Raw genomic sequence first — 14965 nt, 5'->3', positions numbered from 1 at the left:
GTTCAAGGGGCGGGCCGCGAGCGCCGACGCCCCATCGTTGGGCGCAAGTGGCTGATCGAATGATCTGGAATAGACCATTTGATCCGATTTTCATCGCACGCTTTTCCCATCTATCTGATTCGTATCGCAAAAATTCTTTGGCATGAACTGTGTATGACCCAGGCGTCGTGGCGTAGAGAGCCGCCGCGATGCCGTCCTGGGCGCTGCACGGGGCGAGCCACATATCTCTAGTGCCCAGGTGCGCGAACCCTAGGGTTTGCCGATGCCATGGCCTTGCAAGCTGCTGCCCATACCCTTTATGAGACAGTGACCGCGATGAAGACTATTTTTGAGTGGCGTGTAAAGGCTGACCAGTCGGGCGTGATCGCCCCCAATGAACGGCTCCCCTGGCCTCAGACGACGATCATGGGCATGCAGCATGTGTTCGCCATGTTCGGCGCGACCATGCTCGCTCCCATGCTGATGGGCTTCGACCCCAATATAGCGGTGCTGATGAGCGGCGTGGGAACGCTGGTCTTCTTCATCATCACGCGCGGCAAGGTGCCCAGCTACCTGGGTTCGAGTTTCGCCTTCGTCGGGGTCGTGGCTGCGGTCACCGGCTATGCCGGTGTCGGGCCCAATCCGCAGATCGACATAGCCTTGGGTGGCATCATCGTCTGTGGCCTGGTCTACGTGCTGGTCGGGATGCTGGTGCAAGCTATAGGTTATGGCTGGATCGAGAAGCTGACACCGCCGGTGGTGACGGGCACGGTCGTCGCGGTGATTGGCCTCAACCTGGCTGCGATCCCGGTGAAAACCATGGCGTCCAATGGTTTTGAAGTCTGGGTTCAACTGATCACCTTCACCTGCGTGGTGTGCATCGCGGTGTTCACCTCTGGCCTGATGCAGCGGATGCTGCTGCTGACCGGGTTGATGGTGGCAACGGCGATCTACTTCGTCCTGGCCAACGGGTTGGGCCTGGGCGCGCCGATCGATTTCTCGAAAGTGCAGGCAGCGGCCTGGTTCGGTTTGCCGACCTTTCACACGCCGGTATTCACCCCGGGTGCAGCGTTGCTCATCGCGCCGGTGGTAATCATTTTGCTGGCCGAGAATATCGGCCATCTCAAGGCCATATCGTCGATCAGCAAGCAAAGCATGGAGCCGCATTTTGGCCGTGCCTTCATCGGCGACGGCGTCGCCACCATGCTCAGTGCAGGCGTGGGCGGTACCGGTGTCACCACCTATGCCGAGAACATCGGTGTGATGGCGGCTACCCGGGTGTACTCCACGGCCTTGTTCGTGGTGGCGGGGTTCATGGCCATCCTGCTCGGGTTGTCTCCCAAGTTTGGTGCGCTGGTACATGCGATACCCACACCTGTGATGGGCGGTGTTTCCATCGTGGTATTTGGTCTGATCGCCGTGGCAGGTACCAAGATCTGGGTAGAGAACAAGGTCGACTTCAGTGATAACCGCAATCTGCTGATCGCCGCGGTTCCGCTGGTGCTGGGCACGGGGGATTTCACGCTGCACTTTGGCAGTTTCGCGCTCAATGGCTTGGGCAGTGCGACTTTTGCGGCGCTGATCTTGAATGTGCTGTTGAACATCAAGCGGCGCCGGCCGGAAGGTGCATCCGAGGAAGTGCTCAGCCCGTCTGCCAAGTAATCATGGGGCCTGCAGAAAGGGAGGCATGGCCTAATGCTGTTCACTTAAGAATGCCGGGGCTGCTGCGCAGCCCTTTCGCGACACAAGGCCGCTCCCACAATGACCGTGAAAGCCCCTATCTACAGGGCAGGCACGGACAATGTGGGAGCGGCCTTGTGTCGCGAAAGGGCCGCAAGGCGGCCCCAATGCCGGCAATGTAGAGCTTAAGTGAACAGCATTAAGGCATGGCCGCCCTTTCTGCATTGCGGTGGGTCTAGCGGGTCATGGCGCGACCGAGGGCGTGGTAGCGGCGGTCGAAATACACCAGTACGTCGGCTTCGACATGCTGGACGATATCCAGCACCTCGCAGAACAGTATGTCGTGGGTGCCGACACTCACGGTACTGGTGACCTTGCAATCGAACGAGACCTTGGCCTGCTCCAGCACCGGTGCCCCCGATACCCCGGTGCTCCAGTTGCCGGCTTGAAAACGCTCGGCTTGCGAGGTCTTGCCGCCGAAGGCGTTCGACAGCGCCTGCTGCCCGTTGCCCAGTGTGTTCACGCAGACCGTCTGGTTACCCTTGAACGCTTCGTACACAGAGGCGTTGCGGTTGACGCAGACCAGCAGGGTGGGAGGGCTGTCAGTGACGCTGCACACCGCCGTGGCAGTGAACCCGGCCTTGCCATGCTCGCCGTCCGTGGTGATCACGTTGACGGCAGCGGCGAGGTTGGCCATGGCATCGCGGAAGGTCTTGCGGTCGAGCGGGAGCGGCATTTCAGGCAAGTTGCTCATGGCGGGCCTCGTGTGATTGCTTGAAGAAGTCGAGCGTGATCGCATGGAAGGGTTCTGGGTCGGTGATGCTGGAGGCATGGCCGCCATACTCGAGCAATTCGAAGCGGGCGTTGTTCAAGCCCTCGGCCAGTCGTTGCGATTGTTGCCAAGGCACCAGCATGTCGTCGCGGTTGGCGATGACCAAGGTGGGCACATCGATCTCGCCCAATCGCGTACGGATATCGAAGGCCTCCAGTGCCTGGATGCGCCGAAGCAGATTCGGCGTGGTTGGGAAGTGCTGCAGCGCAGCAGCTTCCATGGCCGCCAATCGGTCGCTGTTCGCCGCGATCCAGTCCGCCGGGTAGAGGAAGATGGCCTGGGCGTGCAGGTAGGCGGCGGGCCCTGTGTCATTGAGCAGGTGCTTGCGAATCGCGAAGCACCGCCGTGAATGGGGGTTGGGCTCGGCCCAGGCATTTACCAGGGTGAGGCTGGTCAGGCGCTGCGGGGCGATCAACGCCAGCTCCAGGCCGATCAGGCCGCCCAGGGCATGGCCCATGAACTGGCAGCGTTCGATCTGCAGCGTTCGCAGCAGGCTGTGCAGTTCTTCGGCCATGTCCCGAATGCTGTAGTGCTCCCCGAGCGTGGCCGGGCTGTTGCCAGTGCCGGCCTGGTCGTAGGTCAATACCCGATAATGCTGGCCGAGAACGGCGATATCCGCGGCGAAGAAGCTGCCCACGCCGCCCAGGCCAGCGCTAAGCACCAGTGTGGGGGCATCGGCGTCCTGGCGTCCGTGAAATTCGTAGTGCATGGATGGCTCCCGGTGGTTGGCAAACGCTCAGCCGATATGGGCGATGCTGGCGATCTCGATGAGCGCTTGCGGTTTGACCAGACCTGCCTGGATGCAATAACGGGCGGGCTTCTCCCCGGGGAAATACTCGGCATAGATCGCATTGATGTGCGGGTAGTCGTTCCAGTCCTTGAGCATGATCATGTTGAACGTCACATCGTCCATCGTGCCGCCAGCGGTTTCGATGACGCGCTTGATGGTCTCGAGCACATGGCGCGTCTGCGCAGCGGCATCGCCTGGGTGAACCACGTCGTTGTGTTCATCGAAGGGCAGGGTGCCGGAGACGTAGAGCACGTTGTCGGCCAGCGTCGCCGGAACGAAGGGGGCGATTGGAGCAGGGGTGCCTGCAGGCACGATGCATTTTTTTGGCATGGTCTGTTCCTCGGATCAGTGGGAAGGCGTGAAGGCGTCACGGAAAGCGTCGAGCGACGACACCCAGCCAAAGAAGGTCTGGATGTTGTACAGCGCGGCTTCTTGCGCCATCGGAGGGCCTGCCTGGTGCGTGGCATCGGCGAGGACGATGCCGAAGTACTCCAGGTGGAAGCCGTCGCGCAGCGTGGACTCGACGCAGACATTGGTGGCGATGCCGGTGAACACCAGGTTGCGAATGCCGCGGCTGCGCAGCGTGCTGTCGAACACCGAGTTGAAGAAGCCGCTGTAGCGGGTCTTGGGTACGACGATATCGCCCTCTTGCGGTGTCAGCGCCTCGACCAGTTCGTAGTCCCAGCCGCCCTTGGCGAGCAGCGTTCCGCTGAGTTCGGGTTGGCGCCGCATGGTCTTCAGGGCGTTCGACTTGTGCCAGTTCGGCGATCCTGGACCGCCTGCCTCGACGTAGGAGGCGTCCCAGCCGTTCTGGAAGAAAATCACCTGGATGCCCGCGGCGCGCGCGGTGTCGATGGCCGAAGCGATCGCGGCGATGACTGGCTGTGTATGCGACACATCGAAACCGGCCAGGTCCAGGTAACCACCTTTGCTGGCGTAGGCGTTCTGCATGTCGACGACGACCAGGGCCGTCTCGCTGGCCCGCAGGCGCAAGGCTTCGGGCTGGGCCGCCAGAACATGGGACGGTTCGTTGCTGGTGCTGGGATCGAAAGCGCAGACTTCTTTCATCACGCCACCTCCGCGACATCGATGTGCTGGCGGCTGCGCATGAGCGGTTGGATGCGCGTGCCGAAATCCTCGATGCCTTGCACGAAGTCGTCGAATGTCAGCATCACACCTTGAACGCCCGGCACGGTGGCGACCTCGTCGAGCATCTTGGCAACGTGCTGATACGAGCCTACCAACGTCCCCATGTTGATGTTCACCGCTGAAGTCGGGTTCGCCATCTGCCGCAGGTTGGAGTCGCTGCCCTTGTCAGCGGCGCCTTTTTCCCCCAGCCAGGCGATCGCTTCCTGGTCCGCCCCGGCCTTGATGTGCTCCCAGCGGGCATGTGCCGCTTCGTCGGTGTCGGCGGCGATGATCATGAACAGCACGCAGGCAGTGACCGTGCGGCCGGTCTTGGCACAGGCATTGACCAGGGCGTCGGCAGTTGGCGCGAAGGCGGTGGGGGTATTGACGCCTTTGCCGAAGCAGAAGTTGTAGTCGGCATATTGGGCGGAAAACGCCATGCCGGCTTCGCTCTGGCCTGCGCAGATGAGCTTCATGTCCGCTTGCGGGCGAGGGCTGACGCGGCAATCGGTCATGCTGAAATGCTCGCCCTTGAAATCACTGGTGCCTGTTGCCCACAGCTCGCGCAGCACCTGGGCGTACTCGGCCAGGTACTGATAACGGGTGCCGAAGAACGCGTCACCTGGCCACAAACCCATCTGTTCGTATTCGGGCTTCTGCCAGCCGGTCACCAGGTTGACCCCGAAGCGGCCATTGGAAATCGAGTCGATGGTCGAGGCCATGCGCGCGACGATCGCGGGAGGGATGGTCAGGGTGGCGACGGTTGCGAACAGCTGAATCCGGGAGGTGACGGCGGCCAGGCCTGCCATCAGCGTGAACGACTCCAGGTTGTGTTCCCAGAACTCGGTTTTGCCACCGAAGCCGCGTAGCTTGATCATCGAGAGCGCGAAGTCGAAACCGTAGTGTTCAGCGCGTTGAACGATCTGGCGGTTCAGGTCGAAAGTCGGCATGTACTGGGGGGCATTCTCGGACAGCAGCCAGCCGTTGTTGCCAATTGGGGTAAAGATTCCAATATCCATCGGTCGAGCCTCGCATCGTCGGGGTAGCCCTGCGAACAGGGGACGGGGGAGGCTTCAGCAAGCAGCGGGCCAGTTCTGAAAAAGACTTAATTATCAAATGGCTATGTTTGTGAGTGCGTATTTACCAGACCAAATGGTCCGATACGGAGTGTTTGGATGGTGCATGGCTGATCCAATCTGGGGCGTTCAACACGTCTGGCGACGCCAGTGATGCCAGGGGTTGTCGGTTTGCAGCCCTCGGTGTGGCGGGTAGACTACGAGTCCTTTTGCAATTGGAATTGTCGGCGTGATGGTCAGAACGATCGGTAAGGCGCAGGAACCCAAGCCCAAGCGCAAGGGAGAATTGGCTGCCAAGGGCGAACCGACCGCTGCAGAGAAGCGGCGGGCACGTCAGATCGAAGGTAAGAGAACCGTCATTCTCGAGGCGGCGCTGAAGCTCTTCGCGCAGTTTGGCGTGCACGGTGCCAGCCTCGACCAGATCGCCATGCTCGCCGATGTGTCCAAGACCAACCTGCTTTACTACTTCAGCAACAAGGACGAGCTCTACAAGGCGGTGTTGCAGCGCATTCTGGATGTCTGGGTCGATCCGCTGGAGCACTTCACCGCCGACAAGTCGCCCGAGCAGGCCATCAGCGAGTACGTCCGGGCAAAGCTCGCGGTCTCGCGCGATCACAGCAGCGAATCGAAGCTGTTCTGCATGGAAGTGATGCAGGGCGCGCCGCTGATGCTCGGTCAGCTGCAGCATCCACTGAAGGAAAAGGTCGATCTGAAGGTGAAGGTCATCGAGGGCTGGATCGAGCGCGGGGCGCTGTCACCGGTCGATCCGTATCACTTGATCTTCACCATCTGGGCCACGACCCAGCATTACGCCGATTTCGGCACGCAGATCGAGGCCCTGACAGGCAAGTCGCTTGGCGATCCAGGCTTTTTCGAAGAGACCTGCAGCAATATTTGTAATCTACTGCTGAGCGGTATCATTCCGCGAGACTGATGGGTGGCCTGGTTGCCGTGGGTTGCTGCGACGAATCCATTTACAGTCAAGTGCAAAGCCTACATCTGCCGGCGAATATTGCCGATCTGGCGCAAGCTCAGCCCGTACTTGTGCGCCAACAGGCTGCGAGACAGGCCATCGGCGCTTTCCTTTTGAATCTGCAGATTGCGCAGCCGGCGCAGGAAGTGGTCCGGTTTGGGGATCTCGAGTGCCACGCCGGCGAAGCGCTTGATCAGCGCGTCGAGTGCCTCGGGCGGCAGGACGTCGGCAAGCTTGGTGCGCGCGCGATGCTTGGGAATGTACTTGGGCCGGCCGCCGAAGGCGCAGGTCAGTGCATAGGCGTGTTCGATGCCGATGCAGTCGATCAACGCCTGCAGGGACTGTGGCAGCAGGGTTGTATCTATACAGGTCAGGTCTGGCAATTCCATGTGAGGCTCCCTCCGGGAAAATGGGGTGCGATGCTTGAACATCCGTGGTGTCAGGTCGATGATCGCCGGGAGTACGGGATCGTTGACATGGAGGGATTTTCAGGCAGTGCAGAGCCTGCTAGCTAGGCGCCATGAGGTGCAGGGAATGTAGGCGTGGTGGGCAGGAATTGCAGGTATGACTGTCCTAGGACGTAGGAAAGGGCGTCAGCGATTGCCTACAGCCCGTGGTTTATCGTTATCTGTTGTTGGGAACGTAATCATGGGTGGCACCCCCAGCAATATTTACTGGGTGACGAGGAAGTACAGCGCGGCAGGGGTAGGCGATGTATCATTGCCGCGGCTCATCGCGAGCCATTCGCCTTAAGATGTTGCAAGGAACCTTCGATGACACACGTACAGCGCCTCAAATACTCCCTGCTGATCATCCTGGTTGTACTGGGCCTGATGCTGGGCCTGTCCCACCTGCAAAAGCAGGGCACCATCAGCGAGCAGACCTTCCAGATGCTGGCCATCGCCATTGCCGTGGTCGTGGTGGTGATCAACGGGATCCTGCGGCGCAAGGTCAAGCCTTGACCCATACCGGCCGGCCAGCCCTGGCCGGCCGCAGCGTTCAGCGCGGGAGCGATTGCTCGAGGACCGCACGGGCCTCGGGGTTGAGGCTGTAGCACTTGTCGCTGCCCAAGCTGATGACGCCTTCGGCGCAAAGCCGTTTCAGTACCTCGCGCACGCTCAGGAACGACAGCGGGATATCCAGCTTTTCCAACTGCGCATGCACGCCGCGCACGCCAATGCTGCGCCCGTTGCGGTCGGCGTGATGCAAGGCGTCGATCACCTTGAGCCGGATCAGGCTGGTGCGCAGGCCGAAGCTGCGCAGCAGCTCGCGGATCTGCTCGTTGCCCAGGCGTTCGTCCCCGCTGGCGACCGGTCCGGTGGGCGCCTTGCCCGGGACGGGCCCGGCCTGCAATGAGGGTTGCGGGTTGTACATGTGAATGCTCCTTTTCGTGGACTATCCCGAAATGTGGGTGCCTCACTTACTAGGACGAATGAGAACGGCAAATCTGCAGCCTTGCGCCAAAAAAAATGCCTCTGTCCTTTTCAAGACGTTGCAGGTAGAGGTAATGCGTAAAATTTTCATCCAGCCATTCGTCTGATCGGGGTGATCCCAGAATCCGAGGAGTGCCTGTGTTGCCTATTTCGCGTCCCATGACCTGTGCGGCGCTTGCCGCCGCACTGGTCGCTTCCAGCCTTGCCGTGCAGGCACGGGAAAATGAGCCTGCCGCCAGCGCGCAGATCCGTCGTACTAGCTTTGGCGTCCCGCATATCGTGGCCAAGGATGAGCGTGGGCTGGGCTATGGCATTGGCTATGCCTACGCGCAGGACAACCTGTGCCTGCTGGCCAACGAAGTGCTCACCGTCAATGGCGAGCGCGCCCGCTATTTCGGTGCCAAGGGCAAGACCCTCGAACAGCGCGAAAACCTGGCCAGCGATTTCTTCTATACCTGGCTCAATACCCCCGTGGCGGTCAACGGCTTCCTCCAGGCGCAGCCCCCGGCGGTGCGCGACCTGCTCGAAGGCTATGCCAGTGGCTACAACCGGGCGCTGGGCGAGCGGCGCACGGCGGGGTTGCCGGCTGAATGCGGGCAGGGTGAGTGGGTGCGGCCGATCACCAGCCTGGATCTGGTCAAACTCACCCGGCGCTTACTGGTAGAGGGCGGCGTGGGCCAGTTCGTCGAGGCCCTGGTGGCGGCGCAGCCACCGCGTCAGACGACCCAGCGCCCGCCAGCCGACTATGCTGCAGCGCTGGCCCGGCAGGAGCGCTTTGCCTTCGAACGCGGCAGCAATGCCGTGGCGGTAGGTGCGCAACGTTCGGCCAACGGGCGCGGTTTGTTGCTGGCCAATCCGCATTTTCCGTGGATGGGGGCGATGCGCTTCTACCAGATGCAGTTGACCATCCCTGGGAAGCTCGACGTGATGGGCGCTGCGCTGCCGGGGCTGCCAGTGGTCAACATCGGCTTCAACCGGCATCTGGCCTGGACCCACACGGTCGATACGTCCAAGCACTTTACCCTCTACCGTCTGCAGCTCGACCCCAGGGACCCGACCCACTATCTGCTCGATGGCAAATCGCTGCCCCTTGACCGGCAGACCCTGAGCGTCACGGTCAAAGCCGAGGACGGCACCTTGAACCAGGTGCAGCGGGAGGTCTACGCCTCGAAGTTCGGGCCGGTGGTGCAGTGGCCCAGGCGCCTGGACTGGGACACGAAGGCGGCCTACAGCCTGCGTGATGCCAACCTGGACAACACCCGCGTGCTGCAGCAGTGGTACCAGATCAACCGCGCCAGCAGTCTGGATGAACTCAAGGGTTCGATCGCGCAGTTGCAGGGAATTCCATGGGTCAACACCTTGGCTGTAGACGAGGGTGGTCACGCGCTGTACCTGAACCAATCGGTGGTGCCCTATGTCGACAAGGAGTTGCTCGGCCAGTGCAGCAACCCAGCACTGCAGGGCCCGCTGGTCGTGCTGGATGGCTCGCGCAGTGCCTGCCAGTGGAAGGTCGATGCACACGCGGCGCAGCCCGGCATCTTCCCGGCGCACATGTTGCCTAGCCTGGAGCGTGAGGACTTCGTGCAGAGTTCCAACGACCCGGCCTGGATGGCCAACCCGGCCCAGCCCCTGACCGGTTTCTCGCCATTGGTGAGCCGCGACGACCAGCCATTGGGCATGCGCGGCCGCTTCGCCCTCGAACGCCTGCAAGGCAGCGCCAAGCTGGGCGTGCCGCAACTGCAGAGCATGGTGATGGACGACGAAGTCTACCTGGCCAGCTTGCTGCTGCCCGACCTGCTGCACTGGTGCCAGGGCGCCGAGGCCGATCTGCGCCCCGTGTGTTCCAGCCTGGCCGAATGGAACGGCAAGGCCGACCTGGACAGCGGAATCGGCCTGGTGCATTTCAGCAACATCCTGGAGGCGATGGCGCGCCATCCGCAAAGCTGGCGCGTGGCCTTCGATCCGACCGACCCCCTGCACACCCCGCGTGGGCTGGCGGTAGAGCAGGCGGCAGTGCGCAAGCTGCTGCGCGAAGCGGCGCTGGGCTCGATGCAGCAAGTGGCCCAGAGTGGGGTTGGCGATAGCAGCCAGTGGGGGCAGATCCAGCAGGCGCTCAATGGCACTCCGGTAGCCGGTGGGCCGCAGGCACTGGGCATCTATAACGCGATCAGCAGTGTCCCGCATGGGCCAGGCAAGCGCCTGGTGGTCAGCGGTACCAGTTATCTGCAGCTGGTCAGTTTCACCGAGCAAGGGCCACAGGCCACTGGCCTGCTGGCATTTTCCCAGTCCAGCGAGGCAGGTTCTGCGCATTTCAGTGATCAGACCAAGGCGTTTTCGGCCAAGCGGTTGGCGCCGATTCCGTTCACCGAAGCTCAGATCAAGGCCGATCCTGAGTATCAGCAGTACGTGATCAGCGAGCAGGACAAGGGGGTAGTGGCCAGCCGGCCATGATCGTACCGCAGCGCATCGCTGGTTTGCCGGCGATGCGCTGCGGGATCGCTCTCAGGAAAACTCGAACGGTTCCAGCTGGAAACCGTGCTCATCCACCTGCAAGGTCCAGCCACGACGGTCCCAGTCGCCCAGCACGATGCGCCGGGCAGGCTGGCCGTCGACCACAAGCTTGTGGATCGCCGGCCGGTGCGTGTGGCCGTGGACCAGGGTGCGCACGCCATGGGTGGCCATCACCTTGGGCACTTCCTCGGGCGTGACGTCGACGATCTCGGTGGCTTTCATGCGCACCTGTGCACGGCTTTCATTGCGTAGCTTGCGCGCCAACGTTTGCCGGGTGGACAGCGGCAGATGCCGCAGAATCCACAGGGTCAGCGGATTGCGCAGGTAGCGGCGCATTTTCATGTAGCCAATGTCGCGGGTGCACAGGGTATCGCCATGCATCAGCAGGACCGGCTCGCCGCCCAGATCGATCACGCTGGGGTCGGGCAGCAGCGTGGCGCCTGCGGCCTTGCAGAAGCCTTGGCCAAGCAGGAAGTCGCGGTTGCCGTGCATCAGGTAGATCGCCGTGCCGCTGTCGCTGAGCTGGCGCAAGGCCTGGCAGATCGACTGCTGGAAGGGCGTCATGGCGTCGTCGCCGATCCAGGCTTCGAAGAAGTCGCCAAGGATGTACAACGCCTTGGCGTGGCGGGCACGGCCGTCGAGCAGATCAAGAAACGCCCGGGTTATGTCCGGGCGTTCTTCTTGCAGGTGCAGATCGGAGATCAGCAGTATCACTCAATGATCTCGGCTTTCTCGATGATCACGTCGTCTTTCGGCACGTCCTGGTGGCCAGCCTTGGAACCGGTGGCGACCTTCTCGATGGCGTCGACGATTTCACGGCCTTCGATCACTTCGCCGAATACCGCGTAGCCCCAGCCCTGGACGTTCTTGCCGCTGTGGTTGAGGAAATCGTTGTCGGAGGCGTTGATGAAGAACTGCGCCGAGGCGGAGTGCGGCTCCATGGTGCGGGCCATGGCGATGCTGTACTTCTTGTTCTTCAGGCCGTTGTCGGCTTCGTTCTGGATGCTGGCGCGGGTTTTCTTCTGGTTCATGCCAGCTTCGAAACCGCCACCCTGGATCATGAAGCCCTTGATCACGCGGTGGAATACGGTGCCATTGTAGTGGCCGTCCTTGACGTACTGAACGAAGTTTTCGGTGGTGAGCGGCGCTTTTTCGGCGTCCAGTTGCAGGACGATGTCGCCGTGGTTGGTGCTCAGTTTGACTTTGGACATGCTGAAATTCGCTCTTTCAAGGCATAGGGGAATAAGGGGCGCAGCGTGCGCATGGACAGCTGACGCAGGATCAGGCCACCGCGACACATGGCGCGCACCGGCCATTTTGCCAGGCTGAGGCAAAAAGCTGGGAGAAATCGCGCCAGTTTGTCCGAGCCCGGCTGTCAGCAGCTCGACTGCTTCGGCTATGATAGGCCCTTTGATTCAATCGGCCTACCCAGGCCGGACACGTGCATTCAAGGATCCTATGAGCAAGCCCACTGCCGACAACGCGCCCAACGCCGCTGCCAAAGGCGCCCCCGCCGTCCCTGCGAACTTCCTCCGGCCGATCATCCAGGCCGACCTGGACTCGGGCAAGCACAGCAGTATCGTCACCCGTTTCCCGCCGGAGCCCAACGGCTACCTGCACATCGGCCATGCCAAGTCGATCTGCGTCAACTTCGGCCTGGCCAAGGAATTCGGCGGCGTCTGCCACCTGCGCTTCGATGACACCAACCCGGCCAAGGAAGACCAGGAATACATCGACGCCATCCAGAGCGACGTCAAGTGGCTGGGCTTCGACTGGGCAGGCGAAGTACGCTATGCCTCGGACTACTTCGACCAATTGCACGACTGGGCCGTCGAGCTGATCAAGCGCGGCAAGGCCTACGTCTGCGACCTGACGCCCGACCAGGCCAAGCAATACCGTGGCAGCCTCACCGAGCCTGGCAAGAACAGCCCATTCCGCGAGCGCAGTGTCGAGGACAACCTGGACCTGTTCGCGCGCATGAAGGCCGGTGAGTTCAAGGACGGTGAGCGCGTGCTGCGAGCCAAGATCGACATGGCGTCGCCGAACATGAACCTGCGCGACCCGATCCTCTACCGCATCCGGCATGCCCACCACCACCAGACCGGTGACAAGTGGTGCATCTACCCGAACTACGACTTCACCCACGGTCAGTCGGATGCCATCGAGGGTATCACCCACTCGATCTGCACCCTCGAGTTCGAAGGCCACCGCCCGCTGTACGACTGGTTCCTCGATAACCTGCCGGTACCAGCGCACCCGCGCCAGTACGAATTCAGCCGCCTGAACCTGAACTACACCATCACCTCCAAGCGCAAGCTCAAGCAGCTGGTCGATGAAAAGCACGTCAGCGCCTGGGACGACCCGCGCATGTCGACCCTGTCGGGCTTCCGTCGTCGGGGCTATACCCCGGCTTCGATCCGCAACTTCTGCGAAATGATCGGTACCAACCGTTCCGATGGCGTGGTCGACATGTCGATGCTCGAGTTCAGCATCCGTGACGACCTCGACCGCACCGCGCCTCGCGCCATGTGCGTGCTGCGCCCGCTGAAAGTGGTCATCACCAATTACCCGGAAGGCCAGGTCGAGCAGCTCGAACTGCCGCGCCACCCGAAGGAAGACATGGGCGTGCGCGTGCTGCCGTTCGCCCGCGAGCTGTACATCGATCGCGACGACTTCATGGAAGAGCCGCCCAAAGGCTACAAGCGCCTGGAGCCGGCCGGTGAAGTGCGCCTGCGTGGCAGCTACGTGATCCGCGCCGACGAGGCGATCAAGGATGCCGAGGGCAACATCGTCGAGCTGCGCTGCTCCTACGACCCTGACACCCTGGGCAAGAACCCCGAGGGCCGCAAGGTCAAGGGCGTGATCCACTGGGTGCCGGCAGAAGGCAGCGTGGAATGCGAAGTGCGCCTGTACGACCGCCTGTTCCGCTCGGCCAACCCGGAGAAGACCGAGGAGGGCGGCAGCTTCCTCGACAACATCAACCCCGATTCGCTGCAAGTGCTCAGCGGTTGCCGCGCCGAGCCTTCGCTGGGCCAGGCACAACCGGAGGACCGCTTCCAGTTCGAGCGCGAGGGTTACTTCTGCGCCGACCTCAAGGACAGCCAGCCGGGCCGCCCGGTGTTCAACCGCACCGTCACCCTGCGTGACTCCTGGGGCAGCTAAGGAACCGCCGTGCTTACCATCTACAACACGCTGAGCAAGACCAAGGAAACCTTCAAGCCGCTCGATGGCAACAAGGTGCGCATGTACGTGTGCGGCATGACCGTGTACGACTATTGCCACCTGGGTCATGGCCGCAGCATGGTGGCCTTCGACCTGGTCACCCGCTGGCTGCGCAAGAGTGGCTACGATCTGACCTACGTGCGCAACATCACCGACATCGACGACAAGATCATCAACCGGGCCAATGAGAACGGCGAGTCGTTCGACGCGCTGACCGCCCGCATGATCGATGCGATGCACGAAGACGAGCGCCGCCTCAATATCCTGCCGCCGGATCAGGAGCCTCGTGCTACCGAGCATATCGCCGGCATGCACGCGATGATCCAGACCCTGATCGACAAGGGCTATGCCTACGCGCCGGGCAATGGCGACGTGTACTACCGGGTCGGCAAGTTCGTCGGCTACGGCAAGCTCTCGCGCAAGAAGATCGAAGACCTGCGTATCGGTGCGCGCATCGAGGTCGACGAGGCCAAGCAGGATCCTCTGGACTTCGTGCTGTGGAAGGGCGTCAAGCCCGGGGAGCCGAGCTGGGAGTCGCCGTGGGGCCCTGGTCGTCCGGGCTGGCACATCGAATGCTCGGTGATGTCGACCTGCTGCCTGGGCGAGAGCTTCGACATCCACGGCGGTGGTAGCGACCTTGAGTTCCCGCACCACGAGAACGAAATCGCCCAGAGTGAGGCCGCCACCGGCAAGCAGTACGCCAATGCCTGGATGCACTGCGGCATGATCCGCATCAATGGCGAGAAGATGTCCAAGTCGTTGAACAACTTCTTCACCATCCGCGACGTGCTCGACAAGTACCACCCAGAGGTGGTGCGTTACCTGTTGGTGGCCAGCCACTACCGCAGCGCCATCAACTATTCCGAAGACAGCCTGCGCGATGCCAAGGGCGCCCTAGAGCGCTTCTATCATGCCCTGCGCGGCTTGCCGCGGGTGGCGGCCAAGGGCGGCGAGGCGTTCGTCGAGCGCTTCAGCGTGGCGATGAACGACGACTTCGGCACCCCCGAGGCGTGCGCCGTGCTGTTCGATCTGGTGCGCGAGATCAACCGCCTGCGTGACAGCGACCCAGCCGCCGCTGCCGGCCTGGCGGGTCGTCTGCGCGAGCTGGGTGATGTGCTCGGTGTGCTGCAGCTGGAGGCCGATGAGTTCCTGCGTGCCGGTGCCGAAGGCAAGGTCGATGCCGCCGAAGTGGAAGGTTTGATCCAGGCGCGCCTGCAGGCGCGTGCTGACAAGAACTGGGCCGAGTCCGACCGTATCCGCGACCAGCTGACCGCCATGGGCGTGGTGCTGGAAGATGGCAAGGGTGGGACCACCTGGCGCCTGGCTGACTGATCGACGCTG

The 14965-nt window shown here is 62.1% G+C and carries 15 protein-coding genes; 6 read left to right on the top strand and 9 right to left on the bottom strand.

Annotated elements, in window-relative coordinates; all coding sequences use genetic code 11:
* The first annotated feature begins 267 nt into the window (after positions 1–267).
* Complete coding sequence (locus E6B08_RS15720; RefSeq protein WP_238349216.1) at positions 268–1641, top strand: solute carrier family 23 protein; 1374 nt, start codon at positions 268–270, stop codon at positions 1639–1641.
* Positions 1642–1894: 253 nt separating this feature from the next.
* Here E6B08_RS15720 and rutF read toward each other — a convergent pair whose 3' ends face one another.
* From rutF to rutA, 5 genes are read right to left on the bottom strand one after another with little or no spacing between them, the layout of a single operon-like run.
* Positions 1895–2413, bottom strand: a complete 519-nt coding sequence (gene rutF / locus E6B08_RS15715) for an NADH-dependent FMN reductase RutF (protein ID WP_136914885.1) — start codon at positions 2411–2413, stop codon at positions 1895–1897.
* Positions 2397–3200, bottom strand: coding sequence for a pyrimidine utilization protein D (gene rutD / locus E6B08_RS15710; protein WP_136914884.1), 804 nt, complete (start codon positions 3198–3200; stop codon positions 2397–2399). The genes rutF and rutD overlap by 17 nt, the downstream gene beginning before the upstream one ends.
* A 27-nt stretch (positions 3201–3227) precedes the next feature.
* Positions 3228–3611: a pyrimidine utilization protein C gene (gene rutC / locus E6B08_RS15705; RefSeq protein ID WP_136914883.1), complete on the bottom strand. Its 384-nt coding sequence runs from the start codon at positions 3609–3611 to the stop codon at positions 3228–3230.
* Between the two features lie 15 nt (positions 3612–3626).
* Positions 3627–4349, bottom strand: a complete 723-nt coding sequence (gene rutB / locus E6B08_RS15700) for a pyrimidine utilization protein B (RefSeq protein WP_136914882.1) — start codon at positions 4347–4349, stop codon at positions 3627–3629.
* The gene (gene rutA / locus E6B08_RS15695; RefSeq protein WP_136914881.1) at positions 4349–5428 is read right to left on the bottom strand and encodes a pyrimidine utilization protein A; all 1080 of its coding nucleotides are present in this window, start codon (positions 5426–5428) and stop codon (positions 4349–4351) included. The genes rutB and rutA overlap by 1 nt, the downstream gene beginning before the upstream one ends.
* A gap of 289 nt (positions 5429–5717) precedes the next feature.
* Here rutA and rutR point away from each other — a divergent pair, with 289 nt between their 5' ends.
* Positions 5718–6419 carry an HTH-type transcriptional regulator RutR gene (gene rutR, locus E6B08_RS15690; protein WP_136917414.1) on the top strand — a complete coding sequence of 234 codons (702 nt, stop codon included), beginning with the start codon at positions 5718–5720 and terminating at the stop codon, positions 6417–6419.
* Between the two features lie 59 nt (positions 6420–6478).
* Here rutR and E6B08_RS15685 read toward each other — a convergent pair whose 3' ends face one another.
* Positions 6479–6847, bottom strand: coding sequence for a Mor transcription activator family protein (locus E6B08_RS15685; protein WP_136914880.1), 369 nt, complete (start codon positions 6845–6847; stop codon positions 6479–6481).
* 384 nt (positions 6848–7231) lie between these two features.
* On the opposite strand from E6B08_RS15685, the gene E6B08_RS15680 reads away from it, so the two are divergent.
* Positions 7232–7420, top strand: coding sequence for a hypothetical protein (locus tag E6B08_RS15680; RefSeq protein WP_003248064.1), 189 nt, complete (start codon positions 7232–7234; stop codon positions 7418–7420).
* Positions 7421–7457: 37 nt separating this feature from the next.
* Here E6B08_RS15680 and E6B08_RS15675 read toward each other — a convergent pair whose 3' ends face one another.
* A complete protein-coding gene (locus tag E6B08_RS15675) occupies positions 7458–7832 on the bottom strand; it encodes a fe2+ zn2+ uptake regulation protein (protein ID WP_136914879.1) in 375 nt (124 codons plus the stop codon).
* 197 nt (positions 7833–8029) lie between these two features.
* Here E6B08_RS15675 and E6B08_RS15670 point away from each other — a divergent pair, with 197 nt between their 5' ends.
* The gene (locus E6B08_RS15670) at positions 8030–10342 is read left to right on the top strand and encodes an acylase (RefSeq protein WP_136914878.1); all 2313 of its coding nucleotides are present in this window, start codon (positions 8030–8032) and stop codon (positions 10340–10342) included.
* 51 nt (positions 10343–10393) lie between these two features.
* Here E6B08_RS15670 and lpxH read toward each other — a convergent pair whose 3' ends face one another.
* A complete protein-coding gene (gene lpxH, locus E6B08_RS15665) occupies positions 10394–11116 on the bottom strand; it encodes a UDP-2,3-diacylglucosamine diphosphatase (RefSeq protein ID WP_136914877.1) in 723 nt (240 codons plus the stop codon).
* Positions 11113–11613, bottom strand: coding sequence for a peptidylprolyl isomerase (locus tag E6B08_RS15660; protein WP_136914876.1), 501 nt, complete (start codon positions 11611–11613; stop codon positions 11113–11115). Before E6B08_RS15660 ends, lpxH begins: the two co-directional genes overlap by 4 nt.
* Positions 11614–11860: 247 nt before the next feature.
* Here E6B08_RS15660 and E6B08_RS15655 point away from each other — a divergent pair, with 247 nt between their 5' ends.
* Positions 11861–13564: a glutamine--tRNA ligase/YqeY domain fusion protein gene (locus E6B08_RS15655; RefSeq protein ID WP_136914875.1), complete on the top strand. Its 1704-nt coding sequence runs from the start codon at positions 11861–11863 to the stop codon at positions 13562–13564.
* Positions 13565–13573: 9 nt separating this feature from the next.
* Positions 13574–14956 carry a cysteine--tRNA ligase gene (gene cysS / locus E6B08_RS15650; protein ID WP_136914874.1) on the top strand — a complete coding sequence of 461 codons (1383 nt, stop codon included), beginning with the start codon at positions 13574–13576 and terminating at the stop codon, positions 14954–14956.
* Positions 14957–14965 lie beyond the last annotated feature (9 nt).

The sequence above is a fragment of the Pseudomonas putida genome (assembly GCF_005080685.1).
Lineage (GTDB): Bacteria > Pseudomonadota > Gammaproteobacteria > Pseudomonadales > Pseudomonadaceae > Aquipseudomonas > Aquipseudomonas putida_V.
This window is presented reverse-complemented; position numbering and strand designations above follow the sequence as displayed.

Coding starts and splice junctions, on each gene's coding strand:
- E6B08_RS15720 (WP_238349216.1), top strand. CDS start 268: ATGGCCTTGCAAGCTGCTGCCCATACCCTTTATGAGACAGTGACCGCG.
- rutF (WP_136914885.1), bottom strand. CDS start 2,413: ATGAGCAACTTGCCTGAAATGCCGCTCCCGCTCGACCGCAAGACCTTC.
- rutD (WP_136914884.1), bottom strand. CDS start 3,200: ATGCACTACGAATTTCACGGACGCCAGGACGCCGATGCCCCCACACTG.
- rutC (WP_136914883.1), bottom strand. CDS start 3,611: ATGCCAAAAAAATGCATCGTGCCTGCAGGCACCCCTGCTCCAATCGCC.
- rutB (WP_136914882.1), bottom strand. CDS start 4,349: ATGAAAGAAGTCTGCGCTTTCGATCCCAGCACCAGCAACGAACCGTCC.
- rutA (WP_136914881.1), bottom strand. CDS start 5,428: ATGGATATTGGAATCTTTACCCCAATTGGCAACAACGGCTGGCTGCTG.
- rutR (WP_136917414.1), top strand. CDS start 5,718: ATGGTCAGAACGATCGGTAAGGCGCAGGAACCCAAGCCCAAGCGCAAG.
- E6B08_RS15685 (WP_136914880.1), bottom strand. CDS start 6,847: ATGGAATTGCCAGACCTGACCTGTATAGATACAACCCTGCTGCCACAG.
- E6B08_RS15680 (WP_003248064.1), top strand. CDS start 7,232: ATGACACACGTACAGCGCCTCAAATACTCCCTGCTGATCATCCTGGTT.
- E6B08_RS15675 (WP_136914879.1), bottom strand. CDS start 7,832: ATGTACAACCCGCAACCCTCATTGCAGGCCGGGCCCGTCCCGGGCAAG.
- E6B08_RS15660 (WP_136914876.1), bottom strand. CDS start 11,613: ATGTCCAAAGTCAAACTGAGCACCAACCACGGCGACATCGTCCTGCAA.
- E6B08_RS15655 (WP_136914875.1), top strand. CDS start 11,861: ATGAGCAAGCCCACTGCCGACAACGCGCCCAACGCCGCTGCCAAAGGC.